This is a genomic window from Bacillus silvicola (assembly GCF_050524305.1).
Taxonomy (GTDB): Bacteria; Bacillota; Bacilli; order Bacillales; family Bacillaceae_G; genus Bacillus_A; species Bacillus_A cereus_AT.
The window spans coordinates 143157-163757 of record NZ_JBNGVC010000017.1; the positions used below are offsets into that span (position 1 = coordinate 143157).

The following is a 20601-nucleotide window of genomic DNA, read 5'->3' on the forward strand; positions in this document are numbered from 1 at the left end:
CGGACTGTAAAAAACTACCCCCGAGAAATACAATTCATTTTTTACAATCAATTTATTTTTTGCCTTCTTTAATATTAATATTTGCTTGTTTATAAAAAGCTAATTTGTTTTGATTATACTCATTCGTGTATGTATTAAATTTATCTTGATCCGAATGAATTTGTTCATAAGACTGATTGACCGTTTTTACTTTCTCATGAATTGATTTAAGTTTTTCATCTTTTTCTTGTAGCATTTTGTACAGTTCTTGTTCTAATTGTAATGAGTTTTTATAGTCATCATGCAATTTCTTGAAAGATTTAGCACGATTTTTATACATATCTTGAACTTTTTCAGCCTGTTCTTGTACTTTCTTATCTTCTAATTTTTTTATATAGTTATCAACAGACTTCACTTCATTTTGTGCATTTTCTAAGGTAGCTTTTTCCTTCTCTAATACTTTTTCACGATCATTTATGTTTGTTACAGCTTGATCTAACTTTTCTTTCACTACTTGATTGTTCTCTTTTCCTTCAAGTGTAATTTGAGTATATAACTCTTGTCCTTGCTTTTCTAATTCTGCTAATTTTTTCGTATCTTCATACATTGTCTTTTCTTGCTTTGCAGCATTTTCAAATGCTACATACAAATTTGCTTCTGGTTTTTGTCCTAAACAGCCTGACAACAAGGTTACAGATAGGGCTGTTATAAGGGATAGTTTTCTATATATCAACTGCAATTCCTCCTACTTAGATGCGATCATCTTTCCAAAAATTTAATGGGAAATGAGAGGCTTCATCATACACTTCAAATTCATAACCTTTACTACGAAGATTATCAATAATTTTTTGCAATGCCTGAACTGTTTGTGATTTTTCATGCATTAAAATTACTTCGCGATTTTTACCAACCTGAGAAATTGTTTTTTGAACCACAGCATCTGGATTTCCCGGGAACGTATAATCCAATGAATCTACTGTCCAGTCCCATTCCTTCATTCCGACATTTACCATTTTATCTCGTAACTCCTGTTTAAGTCCGGGCATACTCCCATATGGACAACGAACAAGATTTGGATGAATTCCAGTTACTTCTTTCATGATATTCTGCGCTTGTTGCATTTCCTCAACAAATTTTCCTTGCGTATACAGTTTCCCAAAATTGTGTGTCATACTATGAACACCGGGATAGTGCCCTTCATTTACTAAGCGTTTTACGCTTTCTTTATGAGCTGGAATATTTCCACCAATCATAAAGAAAGTTCCTTTTATATTATTGCTCTTTAAAATATCTAAAATTTCTTTTTGAAATTGACTTGGTCCATCATCAAATGTTAAATATGCTACTTTCCGAACCTGACCATTATATTTATCGGGTGCTGTTTTTTTTATTTCTCCTTTTGTTTGCTCACTTGCCAGTTGAACAGTATTTTCTTGGTTCATTACCCCTTTGGCAGGTGATGTGAAGAATTGAAACATAAAAATGCCTAGTGTGATACAAGCAACTATTGATATAATCACCGTTGTTTTTAGTCCTTTTGTAAACATTCTAGTATGTCCTTTCTAGTAACCTTTAGTTATATATTTTCTACTGAATGAATTTATTCAGTAAAATTGAAATCTTTAATTATATACTGAACTTTATTTTTAGTAGTCTAATTTAACTAGACTACTATTTTTAAAAATATTCTATAACACCATTAACAATTCCAGAGGCTATATCTGTTTGGAATTGTTGTGAATTCATTCGTTCCTCCGTGTCCTGGATCTATGATTATAACTTTTTCTGAATTTCAATTTTTATTAAGATTTCCTTTTAATTTTGGACCTAATAAAAAATAAACTGATACAAAACCTATAAATATCAGGATAAGATATAAAATTATTTTTTTTCAAAAAAAAAAACTTCCTAGGTCAACTTATTTTTAGTGAATATGTTAACAATTTATAGACTTGGTTAAACCGTGAGTGTTATAAAACCCCTACAAATATAAAAATGCATGCGGTATATTGATAAAATTCTCTTTGGTTAACCTTCTGAAATTCTGTCATACCTTTTGGGTACGACTATATGATAAAAGTTTAATGTAAAGATAAAGTGCAGATAACATGCAGATAACATGCATTTTTTTAAAGGTTGTTATCTGCAAAAGGGGGCATCGCACACAAAACGGTTGGGATGATTGCTGCTAAATGTTATGTATCTTTTGTTATTTTTTGCATTTTTTATACGAGGGGTACCGCCACATGCCCATCAATTTAAGATTTTAATGCTTGGGCATAGTGAATATTTTTAACTTGATGGGCATGCGGCTGAACCCAAATGATTGTGAGAGTATCAAAATGTCCAAGTTTTATAGATTTCTTGTACCAGAACCACAAAAAGGTCCAATGCTAAGAGCTTCGGACCTAAGGTTGCTTTTTTATCGGATATCTTCCAACTTCTTAATAATCATATTTGGTGTTGCCCACTCATCACGATCGAAATCAGAAATAGACACTTCAATATTTAGACGTTCTTGGAATTCTACTAGTAAAGATACTGTAGCAAAAGAATCAAGGATACCTTCTTCAAATAATTGCACATCAGGATTTTCTTTTATAATATCATTTTCACATACTTCTTCTAAAATATCTAATACTTGATTTTTGAATTCTACCATTAAAAAAATCTCCTTTATATCTGAAATGTATTATTAGTAACTTCTTAGTTACAAGAAAAGAAATTACTTATTAAAAATAATTATTTAGGTGACCAGAGAAAATTAGGAAACCGAAACATACGAAATGGAATGTAATCACAATTGCAAGGACATGCATGAACGTATTGTTGGGCCAAAATTTATACTTCTTGTTTTTTCGTTCGAAAATATCAAATAAAATAAACAGAGCAATATGATATAGAGCATAAATCATATATTGAGCAATATGATGACCTGTAATATGCCAAATTCCCATGATAAAAAAGTTCAAAAAGACGCCAATATATGAAATCATATAGCGATTTTTTATGAGCTTTTTCTTTGTGGCAAAAAAGACAAAGCGCATGTAAATAAAATCACGGAGCCAGAATGATAAGCTCATATGCCAACGATTCCAGAAATCTTTAATATTACGACTGATAAACGGTTTATTAAAGTTTTCTGGTGTTTTAATACCCATCATATAACTGACACCGATTACGAATGAGCTATAACCTGCGAAGTCAAAAAATAGATATAAACTATAGCTATACATATAAATCATATTTGATAAAATTGTGTTTTGGTGAGCTATTGTTGCATCCATAATATTTTCTTTTATTAAGTAAGCAAGTATAAATTTATACAGAAAACCTTGAAAAATACGGTTAATACCCATGTATAGTAGATTTTGATATTCTTCAGCACTTGGTGGTTTTTGAATATCTTTTTGGAACCTGCGATACCGATCGATAGGTCCGGTCGAAATGGCAGGGAAGAACAAAATGAATTCCCAGAAATTAAAAAATGAGCATTCTTTAATTAAGCCATCGCGAATTTCAAATACCATTTGTACTGCCCTGAATGTTACATAAGATATACCAGTAAAAACAATGAGTTTTAATTCAGGTACAAATGGTGCGATTTTTGCCAAAATCAGTGGCAAAATCGACAAAATAACAGCCATGTAAAACATGAATGTATTATTATTTTGTTTTCTTAGTAGTAAATAGCCTTTAATAAGGACATATTGCCAAATAATAAATACTGCTAACATCATTGCTTGATTTGGTTTATCCGAGAAGATAATAGCAAGCATAATTAGCGTTAGGACAGCATTATATTTGCGCAATATTTTACCTCTTAATCCAGCTATGATAGTAGGTATCAATAAAATCCCCACTATAGCGAAAAAATAAAATGATCCATATGCGGTCATGCTGTAACCTCACTTTATAATGTTCTACAATCCTACATTCCATTTGGTCTCATGGAATAATGGATTGGCACATGAATTATCTCGGGATTATAGAGTTTAGTAATCACTCATTGCTTCTTTTGGAGGGCAAATTCTGATATAAATGCTTTTTCTATAATCGCATATGCCGGAGCAATTTGTTCCTCTGAAGCCCCATGCATAACTTGTAACGCTAATCCATTCACTGAAGCCAATAAGGCCCTTGAAAATGCTGCTAAGTCAATGATTTCTACATTGGAAGTTTGAACATATTCTTGAATTATGTCTATCAATTGGTTCTGTAGAACTTGAATTTCTTCCATAATTTTCGGTGACCAAGCTGCTGCTGCTAATAAAGTAAAATACACCTTTCTCCATTCAGAACTTTTGAATTGGTGATGTACTACAAATATAAGTTTTTTCAATTTCTCTGAAAAATCTTGTATGTTTGAGAGTTCCTTCTGAATTTCTTTAATTTGTTTTTGCATGACATAAGAGGTAGCGTTAACTAATAAACCCTCCTTTGTTGGAAAATAATAGTGAATTAAACTTAAAGTAATTCCCGCTTTTGTAGCAATATCTCGTAATGTAATAGCGGTTGTACCTTTTTCAGCTAAGCATTCAAACGTTGCCATTAGTATTTGATCCCGAGTAGCTGTTTTTTTTGGACTAGACATTGTATTTCACCATCTTATTTTTTATTTGGTCAACCGACCAATTTATACAAACCTATAATAACTTATTAGAGCATTCTTTACAATACTAAGTACCATCCCGTATCCACCAATCTAAGGTTTTAAAGTAACCCCTAAATGAAGATTTTCTTTCTCTATAGTTAGTTATTTTGAGAATTCAGCTCTTTTTTTCTTTTTTGGGGTAGCACGCCATGCCCATCAACCTAAGAATTTTATAACACCCCCAAAACAAAAAAATTGTACATTTTCACCTGGAGATGTCATTTTTTTTCGTTTTGGAGTATTTGCTTTTCTTACCTTGATGGGCATCTGGTGCTCCCCCATGTATAGGGATAAGAATTGTATGTGGACTAGTATTTTGTTCTATATATTTTTTATTAATAAATACGGTACGTGAAATTATTATAGGTTCTAATTAAAAGCCCCCATAGACCATAAATCTATGAGAGCTGCCTAAGGGTATTTTACATTCGACTTGATTCTATTGTAGCAAGCTTTCACCAAATATCAAGAACATAACAATCCAAAACCAAATAATCAAACTAAATGCACTCTTGAATCCTCCCCACAGAGAAAATGTTTCCTCTTGCATTATTATCCCCCTTTCCTACTTGTCTTTTGGTTCTCCAAACCATTCATACATTGCCTGTCGGCTTATAATCCATTCCTTACGCTTCCCTTCAGGATGCAAAAAATACTTCACTAAACCTTCTTGTAACATGCGCTCTAAATCATTTATTTGCTTCTCGTTCATTAGAGACGGGCTATATTTATTCTTAATTGTCTCACGAGGAATCCCCCAATAAAAAGCTGCTTCAGATGGTGTCATGTATTTATCAATTTCTTTCATGGGAATTCTCCTTTGTTTGTGCTTTTCCTTTTATGTTACAATAAATAAAGAAGGAAATGGACGAGATTTCCTTCTACTTCAGTCACTCATTAACTAAGCCCTTTGTTTGCTGTTAAGCAAATGAAGGGTTTTTATTTTGCTTGTTTATATTTACTATCTATGACAGCCAAACGGATCAACTTCAGCTTAATATCCTTACTAAGAGAAAGCCATTCAGATGTACCAATTTTCATATCTTTTTCCTCCCCATTCCCTTTTTATACTTCAAGAAAATTAACCCCTTAAAACATTTGTATTTTACACTAATTTAACAACTAGGGAGTCCTCATCATATTCGTGAATGTGTAAATCATAGCGCATTTCTATTGCATCCAGTACTTTACAAAACCTCTGATAGTAAGCCGGATTACTTACTTCCATGCCAATTTCTCCATTCTTGAACAGATACTCTAAATCATCAATGATTTCTTTTACTGTATTCTCCAATATTCTCACTCCTTACCTTTATAAAATAACCTTGTAAGGTTATTTTATAACAAAGCAATAAACCTTACAAGGTTATTTGTTTATTTTTCAGATGTTTTATAAAAAATTCTTTATAACATCCCTAACTCACTTTAAACTGCTTATTTTCGCTTACAACGCATCCTTTGTTATTTAGTTCTTATGTCATTATCTTTCAAATAAACATTGGTTATATCGAAATCTGAGAAGCCGTTTTTTGATGAGAGTATGATTTTTTCAAGTTAATTCCTAAAAATAACAAAAGAGCCGGATTTTCATCACAGCTCATGTATTAATTGATTCTGTATGTGTACATGTTGGATATTAAGAACAACCAAAAAACTTATTTCCTGTTTTATTTGAATTCCAAAAGTCAGCTACTCTACCCATTGATATAGAAAGAAAATGAGTTGTAAACTCACTTTCTTTCTTTTTTTGTTTGAAATCGATAACTTTTACCCCACTTGGACTAACATTATAAGTTATTGTTACAACATGATTAGGTGGATTGTGAGCGTTAGTATACGTTCTATATTTAGCTACTACAATAAAGGTGAAGGTATATTTTTGAGAACGCTCAATTTTTATAATTTTTGCATCCGTTAAACTATACTGGTGTTCTGGTCCAAGTTTACTTCGGATAGTCTCACTTGCGTAAGGAGCTAATAGGGGTCACCATACATCGCCATCAAGTTAAGGGCGCTAAGAGGATATATGTGAGGGTTATTTTCAAAAATTTCTACGGCTGTACTAAAGGTGGTCATAACAAATAAACCTATTAAATAGGTATTTTAAAAAATATTATGCAACTTTGAAGCTTTGTGACAATGTATAATCATACACAACACCTAAGATATCAAAGACGGTTTTCTTTTCGTACCGATGAGATTTTCTACCGTTTTTCTCTAAAAAATAAAACAAGCGCAGTAAAACTTTTAATAATTCATGGATGTCCTTTTGTAATCCTTCATAAAACAATAGATAATAATTTTTTATCATATAAATGGATTTGTATTCACTTAACTCTTTCTTTTTCTTATCCAAGAGTAACTGACGCATTTTGAACATCGTCGATGAACAGAGTAGGATACTAATGAGTTGCCCATATAAATGACATTCTAAGCGTTCTTTCTTGATTCCTTTGCACTTGTCAATTTGAAAGAAAGATTTCCATGTTTTAAATAAAATTTCAATTTGCCAACGTAATGAATAGAAGTCATGGATATGTTCCGTTGGAACATTTTCTGCAGAAATGTTCGTAATATACACGTTGATTCCACTCAGCCTTTTACTCCATTCTTTGTAGATAATACCTTTCTTTTTTTCTCTTTTGGCTTGTTCTTTCAACCTTTTTTCGGTTTGTTCCTTTGTTAATCGATGAATAATAACACGAGCTGGCAATTTTTGATATTGTCCAATGTATGCCTCTGAAATTTCCATAGTTTGACCAGGCGGCAATTGATTCATGAGTTCTTCCATATCTAACTGAATATAGAGTGTTCCTTTTTTCACGGTCCCACTTCGAAAATACTCTGGCTCATCATTCTTACGATAGATTCGAGTATTTAATTTCAAACGTGAGAAATAGTAAGCTCTTTTATCATGGATCTTCTGTAAGTCATGTAAGTCAAAATAGCCTAAATCTCTTATGTACAAGTCTTTTGGTTGAATGGTCTGTAGACTTGTCGTACCAAAGGTTTTATCATTTTCTCTTCCCTCTCCTACATAAACGTGCAGGAACTTTCCACTCAATAGGTCATACTCCAATTGAATTTTAACTCCTGCCGTATGGCTACTTCCACCGGAGCCTTGGTAATGTGAAGAGAACTTATCTGGAAGCTGAAATGTTGTAGAATCTAGAATACGAATGTGTTTAAAGGTCGTGGTATATTGATGAATTATTTCTTGTGTTGAATAAATCCTTTGAGTTAGAAGGTTAGCTAGAACTTGTTCAAGAAACTGTACTGCGGAAGCATTAAATCGTTGGTTAAGCCCTTCAGGACTGATAAGAACACCTGTAGATACTTCCAAACAGCTACATAATTGTGTGAGTGATGTACTTGCGACCTGTTGACTAAGCCATACACATAAAGCAACTAACTCCTGTGCTTGATATTTACTCTTTCGCTGAACGAATCCTTTTTCTTTGGCTAGGTGTTCTAAAACATGAGGAGACATATGTCGTTGTAATTCTTCAGCGATCGGTTGAAGTTCGTCAAGAATCGAAAGATTCATAAAGAAACGCCATCCTTTCCTATAATTATACAGAAAGGATAACGTCTTTTTTGCTTTATGGATAGTGCAAAACCTTAGTTCCTTTTATATATTTACATAATTAGCGAAGGAGGATCTATACTTTCTCTAAAAAACCGCTCCTATTTTATAGGGAAGCGGTTTTTTAAATGAATACAACTATGAATTAAATTTAACGGTTCTGTTTATATATTTTTTCATTTTTGTTTTCTACGCGATGTATAATGCTTTCTCCTTCAACATCAATGTTAGGCAAAATTTTATCCAGCCATTTTGGCAAGTACCAGGCTGAATTACCCATGAGAATCATGACTGCAGGTACGATTGTCATTCTCACGATGAATGCGTCAAAGAAAACACCGAATGTAAGAGCCATGCCTATGGATTTAATGATGGTATCAGGCGCCAACATGAATCCAATAAATACAGACATCATAATTAATCCCGCTGCGACTACGACTCTCCCGCTCTCCCGCATTCCTTCTACAATAGCTCTCTTCGGATCACCTGTATGCGTATATACTTCCCGCATTTTGCTCACTAGGAACACCTCATAGTCCATGGCGAGTCCGAACAAGATGCCAATCAGAATGACAGGCAAGAAGGCTAAGATCGGACCGGCAGCCGGGAACCCAAATATATTTTGGAAATGTCCATCCTGCACGAAAAATACCACGGCTCCCAACGTAGCGCCAAGAGAAAGTAGAAACCCTAATACTGCTTTTAATGGAATGAGCAGAGATCTAAACACTAGAACTAAGAGTACATACGCAAGTCCCACAATAAGGGCAGCAAAAACTGGCAAGGCGTCACTCAGCTTTTGCACGATATCAATATTCATCGCTGCTGTGCCCGTTACCATTAGTTCAATTTCATTTTTTTTCTCGGTTTGGTTCGATTTGTCCCTGATTGCTTTTACCAAATCCTTTGTCTTTGTATCGTCAGGTCCAGTTTTCGGTGTAATAGAAATCATATAAATCTTTCCAGAAGGCCCAGGGATAGCTGGTGTCACACTTTTCACGTCAGGTAGGTTACCCAATTCTTTTGCGATGGTGTTCATAGCATTTTGCGTTTCAGCTGTTGCTTCTTCTGATTTTGCTACTACCATTAAAGAAGCATGAAATCCTTCCCCATACGCTTCCGTCAACAAATCATATGCTCTTCTTTCTGTCGTTTCTGTGGACTTTGTTGTTCCATCAGAAGGCAAGCCAAGGTTCATATGGAAAAACGGAATTGAAATCAATGCAAGTAGTCCGATTGCAAAAATCGTGACAATCAGAGGACGTCTTATGACAAATTCTCCCCATTTATTTGAACCAGCATGTTTCTTACCTGCCCCAGTCATCTTTTGCAAGAATCGATTTTGTTTAGATGGGGCAATCTTATGGCCGACAAGTCCCAAAATGGCTGGTAATATGATGACGGAAACCAACACAGCTGCAAGCACAGTAAAGGCAGCTGATACGCCCATCGCTGTCAGGAATGGAATCTTTGTAACAGACAGTCCCAAAAGACCTATAATAACAGTTAATCCTGCGAAGATTACGGCACTTCCCGCTGTTCCCGTTGCGATGGCAACAGATTCTGGAACAGAATCTCCTTGTGCAAGCTGCTGTCTAAAACGATTGATAATGAAGAGTGCATAGTCTATGCCTACTGCGAGTCCCAGCATGGCAGCTAATGATAAGGAAACTGATTGGATTTCCACATAATTGGTTCCAATCATGATTCCTAGCATTCCAATTGCTAATCCGATTATCGCAGTGAGAATCGGCAGTCCAGCTACTAGAAAAGACACAAAGGTAAATGCCAGGACTACGAAGGCAACAAGAACTCCGACAATTTCAGTCATACCTGAAGTCTCTGAGTCAGAAAACGTAACATCGCCTCCTGATAACTCCGTTTGAATGCCGGCATCCCTTGTTGTTTCAATACTATCTAAAATCTTATCTTTAGAAGCTTCTGTAACCTTTTCTGCTTTTACTTTGTACGTAACAACTGCATATCCAATTGTCTTATCTTCACTGAGGTTCTGCAGTTGCATCGGTGCTGCCACAGAATCAACAGCTGAGTCTTTTTTTATCTCTTCAAGAACTCCTGCAATTTTCTGTTGTACTTCCGCTGACTCCAAGGTTTCGTTTTTTGGTGCTTTAAATGCCACTTTTACTTGGGCACCTGCTGGTTGCATCGCTTTAAACTCTTTTTCAATTACTTTTCCTGCTTTATCTGCTGGTGTATTCGGAATACTCAGCTCGTCCTTGAAAGAGGAACCCATGTTGACTGCAAAAAGCACTAATGCAATAAGAATTGCGAGTGCGCTGAATACAACCTTCTTCCTATGATTTACTGCCCAATATCCTAACTTATACAGATGTTTTGCCAATTAAATCTCACCCTATTCTTGTCAAAAATTATTCTTCTTACGTTGTAATCTAGAAACGTACAAATACCTAAATTACATATCATTCATATAATAAGATTTTAAAATACTTATTATAGATTGTATCTGAATATCCCTCCCTATTTATAGCTTGCAAAATGGCGACAAATTGCCAGTAAAAAACAAAGAAAATGGGACACATTGACAGCGATAATGTCCTTTTATACAATGAAATTATCACCGTACTAACAATTGTACTTACAAGTGTAAGTATAACAGTGAATTTTCATCTTTCAAGCAATATGTGATTATTTACACTTAAAACGAACAGAATGAAGGGATGTGTTAGCTTTGAGGAAGTCAAGAGAAGACAGTATACACTCTCAAACATACATTATGGAGGCATTGAGCGCACTGTTGCATGAACATAAATTGCAAGATATAACCGTAACAGCTATTTGTAAAAAGGCTGGAGTTGCCAGAGTCACATTCTATAAATACTACCGCAACGTTTACGACGTCGTGCAAGCATCTGTGGATGAAATTGTTCAACAATTCTTGAAAGAGGTTGATAGTTTGGATCCGTATGAAAGTATGCAGCTAATTATTGAATATATCATAGAGGGATTTGTCTCTGCACAGAAGCCGTCAGGAAAGTTAATTGATTCAAATATATCTAATATGATGCTTGATTACTTGAATTACACAATGGAAAAGGTCTTTCAAGCGGATATTACACACGATCATGACATGAGCAGAATGCAAATCCTGTTTTTAGCAGGCGGTATCTTCAATATTGTTACCGATTGGATTAAAAGAGGGTCAAGGGAGTCTCCTCAGGCACTTGCTGCAAAAATATACGAGATTCTTCCATATGGGACAACAGATACAAGGAATTTGGCAAATTCCTGATACAACTATTCTACCTTTTATTACATCTTAAAAAATGGGCACCACATAAAAAGCTGTAAGTATTTCATCTAACCATAAACGACCGTTTTTGGTTAAAAGAGCAAAACTTTCTTTCATATAGTCTCGCCACACATCCATCAACTTAAGATTTCATAATACCCTCAGAACGAAAAACGTGTACATTTCGCCCGCTTTTTATTGTTTTGGGGTAACTCGTTCTTTTTAGCTTGATGGGCATGGGGCGCGACCCCATGCCCATCAACCTAAGCTTATATAAGTTTAATTTCAGGAGAGATTTTTTTTCTAAAGATTCAGTGTAGGTTATTTAAAGATTTGCATACCAAATAAACCTATCGGATCTCATTTTTTTTGGAAACAAATCCTAGAAGAATGGACCCTAAACCGATCCCTAAATCAAAAGCAGTAAAAAATGTAGCGTTCGCTATTCCTCTTTTCTCTGGTGAAGCTAATCGTATCATGGCTAATTGAAGAGCAGGTTGTGCTGATCCGAATCCAATCCCATACAAAATAGCTGTAATAACTAGTCCAACAATCCCATTTGTCATTGCTAGAACTAATTGTGCGGCTATCAGTGTAAACAGCGCAGGAATAATAATGATTCCTTCTCCATATTTATCGGATACCTTCCCTGCAAATGGTCTAACTACTGTAAGTGTGACAGCATAAACTAAGAAAAAAGTACCAGCATTAACTTGAATTTTTGCCGCAAAAAGTGGTAAAAATGTTGTAATGCCACCAAAAGTAAGAGATAGGAAAAATGTAACAATAGCGATTGGTAAGAGTGTTTTTTTAAAAAATGATTTTGGTTTTTTTGATGCATGTTGAATTGCTGGTATTTTTGTACCAAGTGCAAGTATGAATGCAACAAGTGCTAATCCTGTACATAGAAGAAATAGATAATGGAATGAAAATGATTTTATTACCCAAAGACCTAATACTGGTCCTAAAGCCATACCTAAAGTCATGGCAAGTCCATACCATCCCATTCCTTCTCCACGACGAGATTGTGGAATAACATCAGTCACAGCCGTTCCTATCGAAGTTGTAGCAACTGCCCAGCTGATTCCATGGAGAATACGTAAGACCACTAAAAATATAACCCCTGTTACCCAATCATAAAAATACATTGTAATTGCGAAGAATAGTAGTCCGCTTATTATAAATACCATTCAACCATATCGATCCATTAATCCTCCAACAATAGGACGAAAAATGACTGCCGATATTGTAAACACCCCAATAATAAATCCAACTTGAGATTCACTTCCACCTAATTGTTTAATAAACATAGGTAGTGTTGGCATGAGCAAATAAAAAAGCAGTACCACCCGCTATAAAAGTGTTGGTACTGCCATATAGAGTGACAAGTGTTTTGTTAATTAGAACTTACTTGCTACTTTAATCGCTTTTTCAAGCCCTACAGCAATAATTTCTTCTGCTTTATCTGGGAATTGGTTGTGACCTTCAATTACTATTTTTTCTATATCTTTTGCACCGAAGAAGCCCATCATACTTGCTACATATTTAACCGCCATTTCCATTGGGGATTTTGGTCCTTCAGAATATACACCGCCACTTGCGTTTAATAATGCAATTTTTTTATTTCCAATAAGACCTACTGGACCTTCTGACGTATATTTAAATGTTTTTCCCGCGCGGTTTAAGTAATCAATATATGTGTGTAATACAGCTGGGATTGTTAGATTCCATAATGGGAAACCAAAAACAACTTTATCAGCTGCAAGGAATTGATCTAAATATTTATCCGCAACAGCTACTGCTTTTGCTTCTTCTGCTGTTAAATCCAATTCTCTACTAGACTTAAATGTGCCGTTAATCATATCTACTCCTACATATGGCAATTCCTCGTTGTATAAATCAAGCTCTACTACCGTCTCATTTGGATGAGATTCTTTATAACTTGCTAAAAAAGCATAATATAATTTTACGCTAACTGATTGATTTGCTGGACGATTGTTTGCTTTTACAAATAAAACTGTTGTCATTCTCTTTTCCTCCTGTTACTCACTCTTTGACGTTGTTATATATTTATTTAATAAAAAGGGTAGTATATTGTTCTTTATAATATCTTTTTAAAACTATACTCCATGTCTCCACCTAGAGCTTCAGCTGTATCACCAGTTTCTCTGAAGTCATGTGTATGAATTTTCTCAAACAGACCAAAATTTACTTGCTTATAAAATTCATAACAAGGGAATCCATCATGTGCACCTTCAATATCGACAGTACCATCTTTTTGGACATGTACAGTTAATAGGTAGTCAACAGGAGGTGCATTTACATTTAATGGGTTGCTAGCACTTGCAGTCATTTTAAATTTGACGTCATTTGACTTCCATACAACATCAGTGCACAAAATATTTTCCGTACTAGCTTTTCCTGTTCTCTTATTAACGGAACCATCAGGAGTTGTGATTCTTTCTGTTGTTATGCCGGTATTCGCATATGTGAAAATTTCTTTTTTATAAAAATCTACAACTATTTCTTGTTCAATTCTGGAACGCATAGTGTTTACAGCATATGGTGTAAATTCACGTGAGTCACCTTCGAATTGAATCACGTTTCCTGTTTGAATATCCTTCTTAGGTTCAGTCCAAGACATTGGAATAAATACACTTGCTCTAACTTTAACGATATTAGTCATGAGACACACCTCTGCAATTCTTAATTTTATTTTGGGTAATAATATTGACACATTGAGCAAAACAGATTGCAATTTCTTTCGTATAAATAATTTTGCTGCTTGTAAACTTCTATTCAGTATTTATATCTAGATTGTCGTTTTAAAACTGTATTCCATTTCCCCAGCTAGTGCTGCTGGAGTGTCACCAGTTTTTCTGAAATCATGTGTATATATTAATTCAAATGGACCAAAATCTGTTTGTTTATAAAATTCATAGCAGGGGAACCCATCATGTGCACCTTCAATTTGTGCAACCCCACTTTTGTTAACGTGTATAGTTAATACATAGTCAGCTGCAGGTGCTGCTGTATTTAAAGGATTGCTGGCACTTGCACTCATTTTAAAAGAAACTTCATCAGTACCCCACACAACATTAGTGCATACAATATTTTCTGTGCTTGTTCTCCCTTTTTTATACTCGATAGAACCATCTGGATTTGTAATTTTCACAGTTACGATACAAGCATTTGCATGTGAAAAAATTTCTTTTTTATAAAAATCAATAATCACTTCTTGCTCTAATCTTGACCGCATTGTGTTTACAGCATAAGGTGTAAATTCACGTGCATCACCAGTATATTCAAAAAGTTTTCCTGTTATAGGATCTTTAATAGGTTCTAACCATGCATACGGTGCAAACACACTTCCTCTAATTTTCACGATGTTAGCCATGAGAAACCTCCATAATTTATTAATTTTCGTTTCGTTGAATCCCTTATTTCTCTTATAACTAATTATAGTAAACTTGATTGACTATATGCCATATAGTACAATAGAAATCAGATGTAGTCAACCGAGTTGACTTTATTTAAGGAGGTTTTATGTATGAGTCATCCAGTATTTAGTGAATTGGACCTTACGTCACTTTTGTCATTATCCTTTAGCGCATCAATCAATGAACTACATGACAAATTGAGTGAATTGGGATTCGGAGATATTAGACCTGTACACGGTTTTATGTTTAAATGCATCACTCCTAATGGAGCGACAGGTATAGAACTAGCCGAATATTTAGGAATTACAAAGCAAGCTGTGAGTAAAATGGTGGATTATCTTGAGAAAAGTGGTTATGTAATGCGCGAAGCTCATCCAACTGATAAGAGAGGGAAAATTATTGTTTTGACCGAAAAAGGTTGGCTAGTAGTGCAAGCAAAAGAGAAGATACTAACTGAAATTGAACAACGTTGGATCGAAAACATAGGCGATGAAAGAATGCAAATGCTCAAGGAAGATTTAACAAAGTTAGTTTATGAAGCAAATGAGGGTAAAACATCATCGAGGTTAAGACCTGTCTGGTAAATAATGAGTTTATAAAAGGGGACTAACCGTGCACCTATCAAGTTAAGATATCATAATACCCCCAGAACGAAAAATCTTTGCATGTTTATCGTTTTTATCGTTTTGGGGTAACTCGTCCTTGTTAGCTTGATGGGTATGGGGCGCGACCCCAATCTGTAGTCGTATATTCGTTACTTCGAACAACAACATTCCCTACATAATAAAAAATAGATGACTCAATTAGTTTCATTTCTGAAACATTTTAAGTCATCTATTTATCAATTCCAGTTTTGATTTCTTGTTGCTCTACATGAGTGAATTTCCTTGCCTCATACTTTTACATTTATTCATAGCTTTTTGTAAAAAATTAATTTGGAATCATAGTAGTTTAAGAATTACTGCTACCAATTATTAAAATCAGTGTAATTTTTATATACATTTTCTATAACATTATCTTGCCAGACATTTTTATATTCATCTCTATCCACTTTAACATTATATTCACTAATATCACCATTGGCATTTAACCATCCAGGATTTTCGAGAGCATGTTTGTAGGTAAACGTTCTTACCTGTTTCAATGTTTTAAATGTAATCGGAAAAGATTTTTTTTCACCATCTTTGTAACCAAACACTCTATATGCCTTTTTTCGTCCACCAACAGTTTTAAAATATGGTTCTGTAAAACATTCTATTTGTTTGATATGAAGCTCCCACCTTTTTAGACACCTTAAGTAATTAGTTTATATATTGGAAGAAAGATAAACTGCTACTGTAAGGTTGGACTACCAAAACAGCTCAGGGCTGTTTTTAATGTACTTCCGTATTCTTTTATTACTTTGTAGAAACTATTTTTCATCAGTTCAAATATTGAATAAATTGCACACTAATTATTTCTCTATTTGCCAAACTAGAATAGGTCTCTTTAATTATTATTGATAACGTTCTTAAAATTAGCTTCTCTTTAGCAATCTTTTTTCTCTGATGGTTTATGTTTTACTCTATAAGAGAGAGCGGTAACTTGTTGGGAATATTTAAAACCTTTTTCGGATTTTTCGGAAACCCATTTTGAAACAGGTCTTAGTAAACTATTTATGCTGACAATAAGAATGGTTCCCGTTATAGCTATAAGTAAGTAGCCACTACCTGCTAATGTTCCTACAGCAGCAGAACACCATAAGGTTGCTGCTGTATCCAGTCCTCGAACTGTCAATCCATCTTTCATAATAACTCCAGCACCTAAAAAACCAATCCCGCTTACAATTTGAGAAGCTATTCTTGTAGGTGTATTATCAGTTGGAGTGAGTACACTTAATAGTACAAAAAGTGCAGCACCAACGGAAACAAGTACATTTGTACGTAATCCAGCAATGCAATTATGCCATTGACGCTCTAATCCAATTATTGCTCCAACAAGTATTGCTACAAGTAACCTGAGTAGAATGTCTAGTTCCATATTTCTGTCTCCTTAATTTCCATTCTTAATGATCATCATGCTCTAAATTGACTTGTTGTAATGGAATCACCTTTGTTTTTTTTATAATTTTATAGCCGAACCAAAATACAAGAAAAAGCAGTAAACCAATATAAGTAGCAAGTACTTCATACCAATCGACATGTGATCCTATAAAGACTGAATAATTCTGTCCTAAAATAATAATAGTACATATTACAAATGCCAAAATAGGACCGATAGGATACCACTTTGCTTGATACGGGAGCTTATTTAAATTCTTTTGTTGATGTAAAAAAGCCTGACGAAAACGATAATGGCTTATAGCAATCCCTAACCATGCAATAAATCCACAAAGTCCCGAAGCATTCAAAAGCCATATAAATGCTTGCCCTTCTCCAAATAAAGAAGCTGCAAACGCTACGATTGCCACAGTCGTTGTCATAAGTAAAGCATTAATAGGAACACCTTGTTTATTTACTTTTTTTAAGCAATTTGGAGCTTTCCCTTCTTTTGCCATTACCCATAACATTCGGGTTGCAACATACATTCCAGAATTACCAGCTGATAGAACAGATACCAAGATAACTGCATTCATAATAGAAGCTGCAAATGCGAAGCCAATTTTTTCAAATACTAGTGTGAAGGGACTCATTGTAATATTACTAATGTCATTGTTAACTAGATTCGGATCTGTGTAGGGAACTATGACTCCAATTACGCAAATGGTAAGTATGTAAAATAAAAGAATTCTCCAAAAGATTTGCCGCACAGCTTTTGGAATATGCTTTTCAGGATCCTTACTTTCTCCAGCTACAATTCCGACCATTTCTGTACCTTGAAAGGAAAATCCCGCAATCATAAACACACTAAGAATAGAAAGAAAACCTCCATGAAACGGTGCGTCTCCAATTGTTAGATTGTGAAATCCAATAGGATTCCCTTTGAAAATTCCAAATATCGTGGCTATTCCTAACATAATAAACACGACTATAGTAATAACTTTTACAAGTGAAAGCCAAAACTCCATTTCTCCATAATGTTTCACTGAAAGAATATTAATTCCAAACATAAACAGTATGAATAACGCACTCCAAAAAATAGATGGACTGTATGGAAACCAATATTTCATAAGAATAGCTCCTGATGAAATTTCAACTGCAAGAGTAATAGTCCAGCTAAACCAGTAATTCCAACCAATTGCAAAACCAAATGCAGGATCTACAAATTTAGAAGCATACGTACTAAAAGAACCCGATGTAGGCATATACGCTGCCATCTCTCCCAAGCTGGTCATCAACAGGTAAACAATACACCCCATCAACAAATAAGCTATAATTGATCCACCAGGCCCTGCTGTATGAATCGTATTTCCGCTTGCTATAAATAACCCAGTCCCAATGCTTCCGCCTATAGAAATCATTGTTAAATGTCTCATCCCTAATTCTCTTCTTAATTTAGAAGGTTGGGAATTAGAAGGGAAAGAAAAAAGTGGATTTTTCGTTTTTATGGGTTTCTCTTTCAAGTGTCTCATCCTTTTTTTGAATTATTTTCCATAAAAAAGTATAAAAAAAGACACCAAAGTTCACCCAGTGTTTTTAAAAGTCACCATAGTATCCCCTCTCGAAACGCTTACGAGGTTAGCTGTCGGATTCGGGCCTTGAGAGTAGCCCTACCTTCATTTAAGAAGGATTCACCCCGAGTGCAATCGCACAAAATTTGGTTCCCCCGCTCCATATGGATTCAGCGAATAGTGATATGAATTTATGTACAATATATTACTCCTATGCCCTCTTGTTTGTAAACAAGAAAATTAACGTTTTTTCAGGGGCAGAATTTTCGCACTGTACACTCCATTTATAATTTGAATTCTTAAATTAAGTCACATACTAAAAAAAGTGAGAATTACAAGTAAAGTAATACATGAAAAAGAGTTTGAATTAAATAAAAATAATAGACCTAATTTTTATTAGGTCTATTATCTGCTAGTGTCTTTACTACTTTTAATAACATGGACTACTGATAAGTGGTGTTATGTTAATTAACACCACTTCTTGTTTTATAATGTGAGGTTTGTAATAAAATAGCCAAATTCATAACCTGTTCTTATTACTCCGGCTCCTAATATTATATATAAAGAATATTTAATAAAAGGGTTCTCTTTTAAGAAGTTTTTTAGATTGTTCATGTTTAATCCTCCATGTTAATATTTATTAATTAAAATATTAACATGGATATGTAATGATTGATGAATTTAATTTTATTAATAAGGGTACAGACCACATCACCATCAAGCTAAGAAAAGCAAATACCCCAAAACGATAAAAATGATTAGAGACCCTGATTTTTTTATACAGGTCAGAAAAATCAGGGCTATTTTTAAAGGATTATTGAGTAAGCAATAGTTAATTGATTAGGCCTGTATTTTTATTCTTCACTAATAAAGGGAGCAATTATTTTTTTTTCATAAGAAGATAATACAATATTCGTTGAAGGCGTACCATATTGCATTGTATCATCAATAAATTGTTCTAAACTTTCTACAGAATATGTTGCTAATTTGACAATATAGCTAATTTCCCCTGCTACTCTGTAACATTCAAGTACATCTGGATGATTATAGCAAAAGTTAGCTAATGATTTACAATCCTTTGATTTAAACAATATAAGTGCAGAAATTGGACGGTTTATTTTTTTTAGAGAAACATGTGCATGGTAACCTTCAATAATTTGTTGTTCCTCTAACTTCCGTACTCGCTCAGTTACTGACGGAGAAGATAAGTGAACGGATTCTGCTAAATCCTTCATTGAAATTTTTGCATTTGACTGTAATAATCCCACGATTTTTTTATCAATTTGATCCATAAATCACCCAACCTTTTTTTATAAACTATAATAAACTAAACTCTTTATATAATAAAGCCAAACAATCAAATATCCTTATTAAACTTATTTATCAGCCTTCTATGTTTGTATAAAATAAGGATATTAGGAGGCGGTTTACGATATGAAAAAGATTTTATTATTATTAGCTGACGGATTTGAAGCAGTGGAAGCTAGTGTATTTACAGACGTACTAGGTTGGAATAAATGGGAGGGAGATGGATCAACCGAGGTCGTAACAGTTGGTCTTCGGAATAAATTAACCTGTACTTGGAATTTTACTGTCATACCCGAAAAAACGGTTGATGATATTCAATTAGATGAGTTTGATGCACTAGCTATTCCAGGAGGGTTTGAAGAAGCTGGTTTTTATCGTGATGCATACAGTAGAGAATTCTTAAATGTTATTCAACATTTTTTTGCCAAGCAGAAGCCTATTGCCAGTATCTGTGTTGCATCATTAGCGCTTGGTAAAAGTGGAATTCTTACAGACAAAAAAGCCACCACATACAGTCATCCAACGAGTAAACGAAAAGAGCAGTTAAAGAATTTCGGTGCAATAGTACAAAATGATTTAATTGTTCAAGATGGAAATATTATTACATCTTCAAATCCAGGTACAGCTTTTGATGTTGCATTTTTATTACTTGAAAAACTAACATCTAAAAAGAACGCTAAACATGTAAAGGGTCTTATGGGATTATAGGCATTAATCTTCAACAAAGGGGTACTTTATGAGTTTTTTGAGATTGCTAGAAGTAATGTGAAAAAT

Annotated in this window: 19 protein-coding genes, 2 pseudogenes and 1 riboswitch; of the genes and pseudogenes, 3 read left to right on the forward strand and 18 right to left on the reverse strand. The window is 34.2% G+C overall.

What is annotated here, in order from left to right:
* Positions 1 to 52 precede the first annotated feature (52 nt).
* From ACP6L7_RS32140 to ACP6L7_RS32185, 10 genes and pseudogenes are all read right to left on the reverse strand, one after another.
* Positions 53 to 712: a YkyA family protein gene (locus ACP6L7_RS32140; RefSeq protein WP_142339142.1), complete on the reverse strand. Its 660-nt coding sequence runs from the start codon at positions 710 to 712 to the stop codon at positions 53 to 55.
* Between the two features lie 16 nt (positions 713 to 728).
* A complete protein-coding gene (locus ACP6L7_RS32145; RefSeq protein ID WP_097833242.1) occupies positions 729 to 1526 on the reverse strand; it encodes a peptidoglycan-N-acetylglucosamine deacetylase in 798 nt (265 codons plus the stop codon).
* 875 nt (positions 1527 to 2401) lie between these two features.
* Complete coding sequence (gene dltC, locus ACP6L7_RS32150; protein ID WP_098791689.1) at positions 2402 to 2641, reverse strand: D-alanine--poly(phosphoribitol) ligase subunit DltC; 240 nt, start codon at positions 2639 to 2641, stop codon at positions 2402 to 2404.
* A gap of 70 nt (positions 2642 to 2711) precedes the next feature.
* Positions 2712 to 3878 (reverse strand): D-alanyl-lipoteichoic acid biosynthesis protein DltB, encoded by a 1167-nt coding sequence (dltB, locus tag ACP6L7_RS32155; RefSeq protein WP_098791691.1) that lies wholly within the window; start codon positions 3876 to 3878, stop codon positions 2712 to 2714.
* 107 nt (positions 3879 to 3985) lie between these two features.
* A complete protein-coding gene (locus tag ACP6L7_RS32160; RefSeq protein WP_097833502.1) occupies positions 3986 to 4573 on the reverse strand; it encodes a TetR/AcrR family transcriptional regulator in 588 nt (195 codons plus the stop codon).
* 625 nt (positions 4574 to 5198) lie between these two features.
* Positions 5199 to 5441 carry a helix-turn-helix domain-containing protein gene (locus ACP6L7_RS32165; protein WP_002139963.1) on the reverse strand — a complete coding sequence of 81 codons (243 nt, stop codon included), beginning with the start codon at positions 5439 to 5441 and terminating at the stop codon, positions 5199 to 5201.
* 297 nt (positions 5442 to 5738) lie between these two features.
* On the reverse strand, positions 5739 to 5927 hold the full coding sequence (locus tag ACP6L7_RS32170; RefSeq protein ID WP_097833445.1) for a hypothetical protein: 189 nt from the start codon (positions 5925 to 5927) through the stop codon (positions 5739 to 5741).
* 444 nt (positions 5928 to 6371) lie between these two features.
* A pseudogene (locus tag ACP6L7_RS32175) lies at positions 6372 to 6614 on the reverse strand (DUF3888 domain-containing protein); the annotation flags it as partial.
* 132 nt (positions 6615 to 6746) lie between these two features.
* The gene (locus tag ACP6L7_RS32180) at positions 6747 to 8180 is read right to left on the reverse strand and encodes an IS4 family transposase (protein WP_430529688.1); all 1434 of its coding nucleotides are present in this window, start codon (positions 8178 to 8180) and stop codon (positions 6747 to 6749) included.
* A 190-nt stretch (positions 8181 to 8370) separates the two neighbouring features.
* Positions 8371 to 10581 carry an MMPL family transporter gene (locus tag ACP6L7_RS32185; protein WP_016513640.1) on the reverse strand — a complete coding sequence of 737 codons (2211 nt, stop codon included), beginning with the start codon at positions 10579 to 10581 and terminating at the stop codon, positions 8371 to 8373.
* Positions 10582 to 10974: 393 nt separating this feature from the next.
* Here ACP6L7_RS32185 and ACP6L7_RS32190 point away from each other — a divergent pair, with 393 nt between their 5' ends.
* Positions 10975 to 11490, forward strand: coding sequence for a TetR/AcrR family transcriptional regulator (locus ACP6L7_RS32190; protein ID WP_048516921.1), 516 nt, complete (start codon positions 10975 to 10977; stop codon positions 11488 to 11490).
* A 368-nt stretch (positions 11491 to 11858) separates the two neighbouring features.
* Here the strand turns inward: ACP6L7_RS32190 and ACP6L7_RS32195 are convergent.
* The 4 genes and pseudogenes from ACP6L7_RS32195 to ACP6L7_RS32210 form a co-directional block, all read right to left on the reverse strand.
* A pseudogene (locus tag ACP6L7_RS32195) lies at positions 11859 to 12827 on the reverse strand (MFS transporter); the annotation flags it as partial.
* Positions 12828 to 12890: 63 nt separating this feature from the next.
* Positions 12891 to 13517: an FMN-dependent NADH-azoreductase gene (locus tag ACP6L7_RS32200; RefSeq protein ID WP_098791853.1), complete on the reverse strand. Its 627-nt coding sequence runs from the start codon at positions 13515 to 13517 to the stop codon at positions 12891 to 12893.
* 74 nt (positions 13518 to 13591) lie between these two features.
* Positions 13592 to 14176, reverse strand: coding sequence for a DUF3238 domain-containing protein (locus ACP6L7_RS32205; protein WP_097833131.1), 585 nt, complete (start codon positions 14174 to 14176; stop codon positions 13592 to 13594).
* Positions 14177 to 14302: 126 nt separating this feature from the next.
* Positions 14303 to 14887, reverse strand: coding sequence for a DUF3238 domain-containing protein (locus ACP6L7_RS32210; protein ID WP_098519810.1), 585 nt, complete (start codon positions 14885 to 14887; stop codon positions 14303 to 14305).
* A 153-nt stretch (positions 14888 to 15040) separates the two neighbouring features.
* Here ACP6L7_RS32210 and ACP6L7_RS32215 point away from each other — a divergent pair, with 153 nt between their 5' ends.
* Positions 15041 to 15514, forward strand: coding sequence for a MarR family winged helix-turn-helix transcriptional regulator (locus ACP6L7_RS32215; protein ID WP_097833133.1), 474 nt, complete (start codon positions 15041 to 15043; stop codon positions 15512 to 15514).
* Positions 15515 to 15894: 380 nt separating this feature from the next.
* On the opposite strand, the gene ACP6L7_RS32220 is transcribed toward ACP6L7_RS32215, so the two are convergent.
* The 4 genes from ACP6L7_RS32220 to ACP6L7_RS32235 form a co-directional block, all read right to left on the reverse strand.
* A complete protein-coding gene (locus tag ACP6L7_RS32220) occupies positions 15895 to 16128 on the reverse strand; it encodes a hypothetical protein (protein ID WP_000468174.1) in 234 nt (77 codons plus the stop codon).
* 329 nt (positions 16129 to 16457) lie between these two features.
* A complete protein-coding gene (locus ACP6L7_RS32225) occupies positions 16458 to 16949 on the reverse strand; it encodes an MgtC/SapB family protein (protein ID WP_000417877.1) in 492 nt (163 codons plus the stop codon).
* Between the two features lie 25 nt (positions 16950 to 16974).
* Positions 16975 to 18471, reverse strand: a complete 1497-nt coding sequence (locus ACP6L7_RS32230) for an amino acid permease (protein ID WP_098791850.1) — start codon at positions 18469 to 18471, stop codon at positions 16975 to 16977.
* Positions 18472 to 18559: 88 nt separating this feature from the next.
* A riboswitch (cyclic di-AMP (ydaO/yuaA leader) is annotated at positions 18560 to 18705 on the reverse strand.
* A 668-nt stretch (positions 18706 to 19373) separates the two neighbouring features.
* Positions 19374 to 19811 (reverse strand): Lrp/AsnC family transcriptional regulator, encoded by a 438-nt coding sequence (locus ACP6L7_RS32235; RefSeq protein WP_002151044.1) that lies wholly within the window; start codon positions 19809 to 19811, stop codon positions 19374 to 19376.
* A 142-nt stretch (positions 19812 to 19953) separates the two neighbouring features.
* Between ACP6L7_RS32235 and ACP6L7_RS32240 the strand changes: the two genes are divergently transcribed.
* The gene (locus ACP6L7_RS32240) at positions 19954 to 20535 is read left to right on the forward strand and encodes a DJ-1/PfpI family protein (RefSeq protein WP_098791848.1); all 582 of its coding nucleotides are present in this window, start codon (positions 19954 to 19956) and stop codon (positions 20533 to 20535) included.
* Positions 20536 to 20601 lie beyond the last annotated feature (66 nt).